Consider the following 11,047-nt stretch of genomic DNA (forward strand, 5'->3'; position numbering starts at 1 on the left):
AGGCGCGTGCGCGGGCCGTGGATGTGATCACGCGGGGTTGAGCCCTGGTCCTGACCTTGCAGTTGGCGCGGGTGCGTCCGTGAAACAGGTTTTGTTTCACGGCAGGTGTCCCCCTCCCGCCAGGTCCTTCCGTGACGATCTCCACGACCCTCACCATCCAGAACAACTCCGGCTGCCCCATCAATGACCGCGGCACGCCTGACTACAAGGACGGCACGCTCAGCGGATCCGCGCCCGCCACCAGCATCGCGGCGGGCTCCAGCACGACCTTCAAGATCGAGCAGAAGAACTCCGTCTCCCCCGGCCCCGAAGGCACGGTGACGTACAAGCTGGAGACGGGGAACGAGCAGGTGCCCCTCTCCTTCTACTGGGACTTCGCCAGCGGCCCGGTGCACGAGGAGCACTACACCGCCACCACGAACGCCAGCCTCGCGCCGGTGGTCATCACCCAGACGGACGCGAGCGGAGACCACCACGCGACCACCTACCGGGTGGACTTCAAGCCACGCGCGCCCCATGAGTGGGACCTGGTGTGGGCGCTGTCCGTGGGCCTCATCAACAAGCAACTGCACGCGCTGCGCTACTACCAGTTCATCCCGTCCTCCTTCACGCAAGCCGCCAGCGGAGGCGCGCAGCTCACCGTGACGGCCATGGGCGACCCGACCGTGTCGGTGCCCGACGACCAGACGACCCACCTGGACGTGCACCTGCCCTTCACCACCGCGACCCTCCAGTACGTGGAGTCAGGCGCGACGAAGACGCAGGACCTGTCGGGGACGACGGTCATCGTGTCGCTGGACCTGTCGCAGGCGCAGGTGACGGACCCCAACACGCTGGCCGCCACGTCGGAGGCGAAGCAGCACATCCAGGGCCTCCAGTCGCTCAACTACTCCGTCTACCGCCTCTTCCTGGACCTGGCCCAGCCGTCCCTGTTCCGCGCGCTCCAGGTGGTGAACGCGAGCAACCAGTCCGTGTCACTCAGCCAGGCCGCACAGAGCGCGCTCCAGGCCACGCTGGCCGGCGTGGGGCACATGGACGTGGCGTACACGACGCAGGCCCCGGGCAGCCCCGCGAGCATCATCCCCACGCTCGCGAAGGAGCGCACGACCCGCTACAGCACCAACGGGAACTTCAGCACGCTCAACGTGTGCATGATGAGCCGGGGCCGGAAGGAGCCCAACTGGAGCTCGCGCTTCGGCTTCACCGCGCCGCTGGCCGCGACCACCAACCCGGACGGCACCCCGGCGGAGGCCCGTGCGCGGCTGTTCCTCAGCCAGGACACGCTGGGCGAGGGCTACCTCAAGCCGACGGTGCTGCCCGCCATACTGAGGGCCTCCGGCATCCCCGGCACCCTCTCGCGGCTGGCGCCGCTGATGTACCAGTGCGTCGGCTCGCGAAGTAACTCCAGCAAGAACGACGGCCGGGGCGAGTTCGTCCAGGTGGACAACGGCTTCGACCAGTACGTGCTCGGCACGGAGACCGTCGTCTTCACCACCCAGCCCAACCTCACCCAGACCGACCGCTGCACGGTGGCGATGAACGGCCAGTTCCAGGTGAACATCGAGGCCAGCCAGTATCCCCTGGACTTCATCGGGCTGGGCCTGAAGGACGTCCTGGGAAAGGCCACCTACGTGCAGCCCTGGACGGGCACCATCACCCTCGCGGCCGGAAACGGCGGCAAGCTGGTGACGTCCGTGAGCATCGTGCTGGGCAAGGCCCCGGCGCCGGACGTGGACAAGACGCTGGATGGCTGGGTCTTCAACGCGCTGGACAAGCTGTTCAACTGGTCCTCCACGTCGCCGCAGGACGAAATCACGCAGAAGGCGCAGGACTTCGCCAACAACCTGGCCGCGACCTTCCAGAACAACGCCTCCATGTCGCTGGATATCGAGGACTGCGTCGTGCTGCCCACGGGCTCCGCGCATGACTACAGCCAGTTCGTCTTCAACTCGGAAGGCGCCGTCCAGGTGGACGTGTCGTTCCCCGGCTGAAGCGCCCCCGTCCCTTCCAAAGACATCCAAGGAACCCATCCATGTCCCAGACAACCCAAACGGGCTCGGCGACTGTTTCCTCCAGCCTGATGTACAACTACCTGGCCGCCACCTCCGTGGACGCGGCCTATCCCCTCGCCTCCGCCGAGGACACCGGCGGCTCGCCGCTGCTGTTCAGCGTGGGCGCGTCCTCGGCGAACACCGCGCGCAAGACGCTGTGGGTGATGTTGCGCGACACCACCGTGACGACCGGTTGGCGTCAGGTCGAGCTCAGCCCGGACGCGAACCACGACGTGCAGGGCTACGCGGTGGTCCAGGCCCCCTCCGGCCAGGTCATCATCGCCGTGGCCATGGATGACGGCACGGGCGGCAGCCACGTGTTCGTCTCCCCCACCCTCACGCCCACGCCGGACGGCGGCCCGTGGAACACGCTCAACACGGCGTGGGTCCAGCGCAACGGCGCTCCCGGCGGCATGCCCGTGCAGCGGCTCCTGCTGGGCGACTTCGTCAGCGCCAGCGAGGCGCCGCTGCTGGTGGCGGAGGTGAAGAACACGAACGGCTCCACCGGCCGATACTTCGTGGACGCGTCCACGAGCGCCACGAACAGCGCGTGGGTGAACTGGGCGCCGCCCAAGGACATGCAGACGCTGCACGACGTGGTGGTGGCCCGAGCCTCCATCACCGGCATCTCCTATCGGGGCACCTGGTCGCTGTTCGACGACAACACCGGCAAGCGGTGCCTCACCTTCACCAGCCTCCTGGACCCGTCCACCAACACCACGCATTCGCTGTCGGTGACGGCGCCGTCGGGCGGCCGCTGCCTGTGGGCGCTGGAGGACCGCCAGAACCAGGGCCTGAGCGCGCTGTACGTGGGCGGTGACGGGCTGTCGTGGTTCCCCTCCACGGGCCTGAAGAACGCGAAGAGCACCGCGCTGGCCATCGCGTCCTCGGCCGTGCTGTCCGGTGTCACCTCCGTCCTGGCGCAGCAGGACTCCCAGCGCGTCAGCGTGTGGGCGGTGGACGGCAGCCAGCGGCTGTTCTCCCTGAACAACACGGTGGGCGCCACGGAGGGCTGGTCCGCGCCGCTCCAGCAGCGCGAGCACGTGGCCCGGCTGGCCCCGCGTCGCAACCAGAAGCGCTCCACGGGGGAGCTGTTCGTGACCTCCACGGACAACAGCCTCATCACGTACCTGTGGCAGGACCCGGACACCACCGCCTGGCAGAACACGGACATGGTGCTGCCCACGCTGGCCAACGGGCAGGAGTTCCCCAGCTACACCACGGTGGTGCGCTTCACCGACGCGCAGGGCGCGGCGCTGGTGGGCCAGCCGGTGCAGGTGAACGCCTCCGAGTGGTCCCGCGTGATGGTGAACGGCTACTGGACGGACCTGGACACCAGCACGCGCGTGGAGGTGAAGACAGACGCCAGCGGCACGGTGACGCTCATCAACAAGGTGTCCGACGTGGGCACGCCCGTGTTCCGCTTCAGCGCGCCGTTCCTCGCGCAGGACGTGACGGCGGACCCCAGCGCGGAGCTGCGCGCGAACCTGGCCGCGAAGCTGAAGGGCCAGGACCTGTCCCAGTGGACGAAGTCGGACGGCACGCCCATGGTGCCCCCCGGCGCGGACCCGGACCTGGTGGCGCAGGTGCAGGCGTCGCTCCAGCAGCTGATGGACAACATGGACAGCCTGCCCGCGGACGGCTCGTCGGCGCCCCTGGAGCCGGCGGCGCCCACGGCGATGGCGAAGACCCAGACGTCCTTCGCGGTGCTGGGCAACGTGACGAACGCCATCGAGACGGCGGCGGGCGACGTGCTCCAGGCGCTCAAGAGCGCCGCGGGCGCCGTCTACGAATACGTCATCCAGCCCATCCTCAGCGGCACGAAGACGCTGCTCCAGTTCTTCGTGAAGATTGGCGAGCAGGTGGTGACGTTCGTCGTGCGCACCATCAAGGAGGCGCTCCAGCTCATCAGCTGGCTGTTCCAACAACTGGCGATGCTGATTGAAGACATCATCGCGTTCCTGGGATTCCTGTTCGCGTGGGACGACATCCTGGCCACCCAGCGCGTGATGGAGGCGATGACCAAGGACGTGGTCCTCGCGCTCGCGGGCAGCATGCAGGGCATGGAGGCCTCCATCACGGAGTACTTCAACGGGCTCATCGCGAAGTGGGACGGCGTCTGCCAGACGGCGCTGGGCATGCCGGACGTGACGACGCAGCAGGTGGTGACGCAGACACAGGCCGCGCAGACGCCGGAGCAGAAGTCCGCCACCGACTGCCTCACCACCAGCCCGGGCGCGACCTTCTCCACCTACCAGGTGTCCCACGGCGGCATCGGCGAGAGCACGGCCGATGACTCCGATGCGCCGGTGGCGCAGGCCGTCACCGACTTCCTCCAGACGGTGGGGAACATCCTGTCGGACGTCGCGGACTCCGTGAAGGAGCTGTGCCAGGGCCTCCAGACGATGGTGCAGCAGGGCACCGTCAGCTTGCACTCCATCGTCCAGCTGCTGGCGGGCGAGGCCGCGAAGACGCTGCTCGCCGCCGCCAGGGACCTGCTGGTGGGCCTGTGCGAGGTCATCGCGGACGTGAGCCAGTCGATTCTCGACGACGTGCTCCTGCGCCCGTTCAACATCCCGGTCCTGAGCTGGCTGTACAAGAAGCTCACGGGCGAGGACTCGCTGACGATGCTGGGCGCGCTCAGCCTGCTCGCGGCCATCCCTGTCACGATTGTCTTCAAGCTGCTGACGGGCCATGCACCCATCCCCGAACAGAAGCAGTCCAGCTTCATGCGGGTCATGACGCCCTGGCGGACGACGTCACTGGTGGCGCTGCCCGAGTCGAAGGACGACAACGGCGACAACGTGATTGGCGACTCCGCCCACAACTACTCGGTCATCGGCGGTGCGCTCTCGATCATCTCCTCGTTCTGCTACACGCTCTTCCTGACGGGAGGGCAGCTCACGAAGAGCGCGCCCGCGCAGCGGTGGTTCTCCACCGGGCAGACCGTCGCGACCTGGACGGGGGTGGCGGGGAGCTTCCCCTTCGACGAGGACGTGCCCTCGCAGCAGTTGGACCGGATGGTCTGGGCGCTCTATTCCCTGGAGGCCGTGGTCACCGGGCTCGTGTCCCTGCTGAGCTGGACGCGGGGCGCGGATGTGGAGGCGAAGGGATTGGCGAAGGCGCTGGAGATGACGGACAGCACGCTGCTCACGTTCATGGGACTCGTGAGCCTGGTCCTGTCTGTCGTCAGCTACATCCTGGAGCTGGATGGGGAGATCGCCCCCTCCGTGCCCTACCACTCCACCTTCTGGGACACGGAGAAGTTCGGCGCCAACGTCCTGTCCTTCGGCGGCATGACGGGAGAGGGCGTGGCGGGCCTCATCCCGGGCGAAGCCGACAAGGCGCTCATCCTCGCGGGCTCGGCGGTCGCGGAGTGGGGAGCGCTCCTGCTCGACGTCACGCGCTGGGCGGACGCCGTCCTCTACAACAACCCGGGTGACGGCTCGAACAAGAAGCTCTTCCAGCTCTGGTGAATCACACGCCCCCGTCCCCTGGCACGAAGCCGGGGGACGGGAGGTGTTTCACCGGAATGGCTTAGCGAGCCTGGGCGCCGTCGGCGCTGACCAGGGCAGTGGCCTCGTTCACGATGGTGTAGCTGCCGGCGGAGCCCTTCACGTCGATGCCGGAGAAGTGGCGGTAGGGATAGGCGCCGTCGCCGATCTGCTCCACCAGCTCCAGGGTGTCACCGGTGAGCTGCTGGCCATTCACCTGGGTGGTGAAGGTCTTGCCCTTGAGGTTCATGCGCCAGATGCAGGCGCCTTCCTCGGTCTGGGGCACGGAGTCCGCGCGCACGGCGAACGGGAACGGCAGGTGGCGGAAGTCGATGGCCGCGAAGCCCCAGGCCATGTACACGTTGCCCATCCAGTCCGTGAAGATGACGACGCGGGCCGCGGGCTCGTGGGTGCCGCCGCCCTGGAACACGCCGTCGCGGTACACGTTGACGCGGTAGGTGGAGCCACCGGCCGTGCCGGTGAAGGCGGGAGCCACGGACAGCTGCGAGCCGTTCGCGCTCGGCGTGACGCTCAGGGTGCTGACCACCTGGTCCGCGTCACGCGCGGCCAGCGAGAACTGGCCCTGACCGCCGCCCAGGTTCATCCGCGCGGCCTGCTGCCAGCCCGTCGCGTTGGAGAAGTGGCTGGCCACGCCGTTCGCGGTCCCCTGCGCGAGCCCGAACACCTGGAGCCCCTCCGCCGTGGCGGCCAGCTGCGCGTTGCCCACCGCGCAGCTCTGGATGCCATTGAACCGCGAGACACAGCCCTGCGCCTGCGACTCCTGCGTGCCCGTGGGGGCCTGCGCGCTGTCGTCCGGCCCCTGGCAACCCGCCAGCGCCAGGAACGCCGCCGCCATCACGAATCCGGTCTTCATCGTCCGCATGTCTTCAACCTCGAAAATGGGGTGTGTTTCACCCGGTGGGTGAAACACCGCGCGCGAGACATCCGCCCCGCGAGCGGTGCCGACGGCCTCTGCACCCTCCGAGCCAGCAACATGCGAAAACAAATTTTCCGGACTCCCATGGAAAAACAGCTGACGCGGTAAGTCGCAGTAGCCCCGCATGTCACACGCGGCTGGGTTTGTAGCGTGCGCCGTCACCGTTGGGCCTCCACCGGACTGGCTCGGGTACACTCGAGCGCTCGGGAAGGTCTTTTGTGCCCCCGTCCAGGAGTCGCCGCATGCACGCCGCCCCTTCCGACTCCGCGGTCCTTCCGCCCTCACTTCCCGCGGGGCTGCCGTGGGTGGGGCAGGGGCTGGAGTACCGGAAGGATCCGCTGGGCTTCTTCCTGCGCTACGCGGACCGGGGCGCGGTGGTGCGGACCCGCTTCGTGGGGACGGACGTCTACCTGCTCAACACGTCGGAGGCCATCGAGCACGTGTTGGTGAAGAACTTCCGCAACTACCCGAAGGACGCCTTCCAGAAGCGCGCCCTGGAGGCGGTGGTGGGCCACGGCCTGTTCACCAGTCACGGCGACTTCTGGATGCGGCGGCGGCGGATGATGCAGCCGGCCTTCCACAAGAACCTGCTGGCCGCGCACGGGAGCGTGGCGGTGAAGGCCGCGAACACCTGGATGGCGTCACGGCGGGAGGGCGAGGCGTTCGACGCGTACCCGGAGATGATGGCACTGACGTTGGACGTGGTGGCGGAGACGCTCTTCGGCGCGAACCTCTCCGCGCAGGCGAGGGAGCTGGGACGGGCGATGGAGGCGGTGATGCTGCATGCCCAGCACCTCTTCGACACGCCCATCACCCTGCCCGCCTGGGTGCCCACGCCGGGACAGCTGCGGTTCAGGGCCGGCCTGCGCGCATTGCACGCCGTCGTGGACGACGTGGTGGAGCGCCGAAGGAGGCAGGGAGGCACGGGTGACGACCTGCTGGGCCTGATGCTGGAGGCCCAGGCCGAGGAAGGCGAGCACCTGACGGACGCGCAGCTGCGCGACGAATGTCTGACATTGATGATCGCCGGGCATGAGACGACGGCCGCCGCGCTGGCGCTCAGTCTGTGGTTGCTGGCGCGCCATCCGGAGGCGGAAGCAGCGCTGCGGCGGGAGCTGGCCACGGTGTTGGGAGGCCGCGAGCCCACGGTGGCGGACCTGCCGTCACTGCCGTACTGCGAGCAGGTGGTGAAGGAGTCGCTGCGTCTGTATCCGCCCGCGTGGGGAATGAGCCGGGTGGCGGAGCAGGACGACAGGATGGACGGCGTCCACGTGCCAGCAGGGACGGTGGTTGCGTGGTCCCAGTGGGCGCTGCACCGGGACGCGCGCCACTTCCCGGAGCCGGAGTCCTTCCGACCCGAGCGCTGGGCGGACGGGCTGGAGCGGCGCATCCCGCGCTTCGCCTACTGTCCCTTCGGAGGAGGGCCCCGGCTCTGCATCGGCGCGGGCTCCGCATTGATGGTCATTCGCCTGGTGCTGGCCACGGTGCTCCAGCGCCTCCACTTCGACGCCGCGCCAGGGCCCGCACCCGAGGTTCTTCCCGCCATCACCCTGCGTCCAAAGGGCGGCATCCCGCTCACGCCGAGTAAGGTGTTCCTTCGGGAGTGAACACTGCATCCGCCCCTGCCCCAGGGGTGAGCGATTTTCCGGCCCCGGACGCTTCCGGTTCCGGGGTGCCGGTCCCACTTTTGGCGGTGAGGAGTCACACACCCCATGGATGCGGACGGTACATCCGAGCTGGGAGCCGCGAAGGTTCCCCTCGTATCCAACCAGAAACAGCAGCGCACGCGGCGCACGCCCCGGAAGCTGAAGCCCTCGCGGCTGCAGGCCGTGGACTTCCGCTCCGTGGAGGAGCGCATGGACGCGGGCCGCGCCCTGCGCAAGCGCTGTCCCCGGAGCAGCCACGCCGCGTGGAAGGCCTTCCGGGGACGCGACCCGCTCGCGCAGCTCAAGGAGTCCGACGCCACGCGGTTGCCGTGGCTGGTGCCCGTGCGCCATGAGCGCATGTCCGAGTCCCCGTTCGCCTTCCTGCGCGGCACGCCCTTCGTCATGGCGCGCGACCTGGCCCACACGCCGCACAGCGGCCTGCGCAGTCAGATTTGCGGCGACGCGCACCTGGCCAACTTCGGCCTGTTCGGCACGCCCGAGCGCAACCTCATCTTCGACCTCAACGACTTCGACGAGACGCTGCCCGGCCCCTTCGAATGGGACGTGAAGCGCCTGGCCGCGAGCTTCGTCGTGGCCGCGAAGCAGAACGGCCTGGGCGCCCGCTGCGGCAAGAAGGCCGCGCGCAAGGCCGTGGAGTCCTACCGGCTCACGATGCGCGAATTGACGACCCGGAGCCTCCTGGAGGTCTGGTCGCTCCACGTGGACGCGAAGGAACTGAAGAACTCCGACTCCGTCGACACCGCGAAGCTCGCCGCGGAGGCGGTGGAGAAGGCGAAGCGCCACACCAGCGCGCACGCGGTGGAGAAGCTCACCGTGGAGCGCAACGGCCAGCGACACCTGGCCTACCAGCCGCCCCTGCTCTTCCCGCTCAGCGCGGTGAAGATGGACGTGTCAGCCACGGAGCTGGATCGGCGCATCAAGCGGCTCACGGTGGGCTACCTGGAGTCGCTGGACGGAGCGGTGAGGGATTTGTGCCTGCGCTACCGGCGCAAGGAGTGGGGCTTCAAGGTCGTGGGCGTGGGCAGCGTGGGGCTGCAGGCCTACGTCGTGCTGTGTGAAGGCAACGGCGGGGAGGACCCGTTGGTGTTGCAGCTCAAGGAGGCCAAGGCCTCCGTGCTGGAGCCATACCTGGGCCCCAGCGAGTTCCACAGCGCGGGAGAGCGCGTGGTGGTGGGCCAGCGGCGCATGCAGGCCTTCTCCGACCTGTTCCTCGGCTGGACGGAAGTGGAGGGCATGGGCGCCTTCTACGTGCGCCAGCTGCGCGACATGAAGGGCTCGCTGGACGCGGAGAAGATGGAGGGGCCGGTGTTCCAGGACTACGCGGACGCGTGTGGAGCCACCCTGGCCCGCGCCCATGCGCGCACCGGCGACGCCGCGCTCATCGCGGGATACCTGGGCGGCAACGACCACTTCGACGAGGCCATCGCGGAGTTCGCCTGTGCCTATTCGGATCAGGTGGACTCGGACTACGGGCACCTCATCGACGCGCAGGCGAAAGCCCTGGAGGCCCTGACGCACTGAGGTCAGGATGCCGCGCTTCCTGAGCTTGGGGAGCGCCATGAGGCTGGCCGGAGCCGTCACGCTGTTGCTGCTGCTCGCGACGGGGTGTGCTCAACGTCACGCTCGCACCGGGTGCCGTCGCAGCGATTGCGATATACCAGCAGGGACGAATACCCGGTAACGCAGAGGGCCCTGTTCATCACATCTGCACCAAGCGAACCAGGTACGTCTGAAAGCCCATCAGGGGCCGCACCCACGCGAATACCATCGGGCTATTCTCGACCGATTGGAGAAGGCGTTGGGGCGATGCAAATCAGAGGAGCCGTGTCGGGGCCGCCTGATTGAGGAGCTGGCAAGGATTGCAGGAGATCTTCTTACGACTGGCTCGGATTTGAGGCAACTGGTCGTGGTGGGTGGAGGCTGAGATGGCGCGAGAATTCTACGCGGTGGAGATTGGGGATGTATCTCAGTGGTGCCTTGATACACCCGTCCCCATGGACGGGGGCTCGCTGGAGGAACCGTGGATGTTCGTGGAAGGCAGACCGGTGATTGACCCGGGACCTCTCAAGACAACCCCCTTTCACGTTGATACGAAGCGCACCTTTTCGGTAGCCAATGCAGACCGCACGCCCATTGCGAATGAGCAGGCCGCGAGCGTCTTCCGGGAACTCGCGCCTGACGACGTGCAGTTGTTCCCGATAGAGATTGAGGGGACGCCAGAGCGATACTATGTCGTCAACGCGACCCGGCGCTTCAAGTGCATTGACGAAGCCAACTGTCGCGAGGTCCAGATATATCCTCCGGACGGGGCTGTACCCGAGCGGGTAGGCGAGTACCGCTCAATCTCTGGCCTGCGTATCGACACTTCGAAAATTGAAGATGCGCGTGTCTTCCGCCCCGTGGGTTGGGAACTGGCCCTGATTGTCTCCGAGGAGGTCAAGGAGGGAATTGAAAGAGTCGGCAACACGGGAGTGTTCTTCAACCGCGTGACGGGTCCGCAACGCACACCCTGAGTGAGGAGCGCTCCACGGGCCAGAGGGCCTGAAGTGTCTCTCTTGGGGATGGCCGTCCCTGAACGGCCGCTGCTACCATGAGCGGGATTCCCCGGAGCGGCAGCCGCCTGCGACCCATTTCCCTTCGCTCCGGGTGCACCGAAAGAATGCCTTCGCCTGAGCCGAGACGATTGCTCGCAATTGGAGATTCTGATGCGGCTTCCATGGCTGGTGCTGTCCCTGTTCTGGGCGCTAAGCCATCCCGACTAATTCCGTTCAGGGGTGTTGGCCCAGATGGGGAGCCTGCCGCGCCTGCGGACGCGGCGCAGCAGGAGAACGGCCTCATCATAGAAGGCGTCACGGTCCGCCGTCAGCATGCGGCTGAAGTAGGTGGACTTCAGCTCCT

At 67.6% G+C, this 11,047-nt stretch carries 7 protein-coding genes; 6 read left to right on the forward strand and 1 reads right to left on the reverse strand.

Annotated elements, in window-relative coordinates; genetic code table 11:
• Positions 1–131: 131 nt before the first annotated feature.
• Entirely contained in the window at positions 132–1,991 is a 1,860-nt protein-coding gene (locus D7Y15_RS23700; protein WP_121754028.1) for a hypothetical protein, read from the forward strand.
• A 41-nt stretch (positions 1,992–2,032) separates the two neighbouring features.
• Entirely contained in the window at positions 2,033–5,527 is a 3,495-nt protein-coding gene (locus D7Y15_RS23705) for a hypothetical protein (RefSeq protein WP_148712854.1), read from the forward strand.
• 61 nt (positions 5,528–5,588) lie between these two features.
• On the opposite strand, the gene D7Y15_RS23710 is transcribed toward D7Y15_RS23705, so the two are convergent.
• Complete coding sequence (locus tag D7Y15_RS23710; protein WP_121754030.1) at positions 5,589–6,419, reverse strand: hypothetical protein; 831 nt, start codon at positions 6,417–6,419, stop codon at positions 5,589–5,591.
• Between the two features lie 305 nt (positions 6,420–6,724).
• Here D7Y15_RS23710 and D7Y15_RS23715 point away from each other — a divergent pair, with 305 nt between their 5' ends.
• From D7Y15_RS23715 to D7Y15_RS23730, 4 genes are all read left to right on the forward strand, one after another.
• On the forward strand, positions 6,725–8,089 hold the full coding sequence (locus D7Y15_RS23715; protein WP_121754031.1) for a cytochrome P450: 1,365 nt from the start codon (positions 6,725–6,727) through the stop codon (positions 8,087–8,089).
• Between the two features lie 105 nt (positions 8,090–8,194).
• Positions 8,195–9,670 (forward strand): DUF2252 domain-containing protein, encoded by a 1,476-nt coding sequence (locus D7Y15_RS23720; protein ID WP_121754032.1) that lies wholly within the window; start codon positions 8,195–8,197, stop codon positions 9,668–9,670.
• 208 nt (positions 9,671–9,878) lie between these two features.
• The gene (locus tag D7Y15_RS45900) at positions 9,879–10,073 is read left to right on the forward strand and encodes an AHH domain-containing protein (RefSeq protein WP_368667404.1); all 195 of its coding nucleotides are present in this window, start codon (positions 9,879–9,881) and stop codon (positions 10,071–10,073) included.
• Position 10,074: 1 nt separating this feature from the next.
• Entirely contained in the window at positions 10,075–10,662 is a 588-nt protein-coding gene (locus D7Y15_RS23730) for a DUF1629 domain-containing protein (RefSeq protein ID WP_121754033.1), read from the forward strand.
• Positions 10,663–11,047 lie beyond the last annotated feature (385 nt).

This window comes from Corallococcus sp. AB030 (genome assembly GCF_003668965.1).
Taxonomy (GTDB): Bacteria; Myxococcota; Myxococcia; order Myxococcales; family Myxococcaceae; genus Corallococcus; species Corallococcus exiguus.

Coding starts and splice junctions, on each gene's coding strand:
- D7Y15_RS23715 (WP_121754031.1), top strand. CDS start 6,725: ATGCACGCCGCCCCTTCCGACTCCGCGGTCCTTCCGCCCTCACTTCCC.
- D7Y15_RS23720 (WP_121754032.1), top strand. CDS start 8,195: ATGGATGCGGACGGTACATCCGAGCTGGGAGCCGCGAAGGTTCCCCTC.
- D7Y15_RS23730 (WP_121754033.1), top strand. CDS start 10,075: ATGGCGCGAGAATTCTACGCGGTGGAGATTGGGGATGTATCTCAGTGG.
- D7Y15_RS23705 (WP_148712854.1), top strand. CDS start 2,033: ATGTCCCAGACAACCCAAACGGGCTCGGCGACTGTTTCCTCCAGCCTG.
- D7Y15_RS23710 (WP_121754030.1), bottom strand. CDS start 6,419: ATGAAGACCGGATTCGTGATGGCGGCGGCGTTCCTGGCGCTGGCGGGT.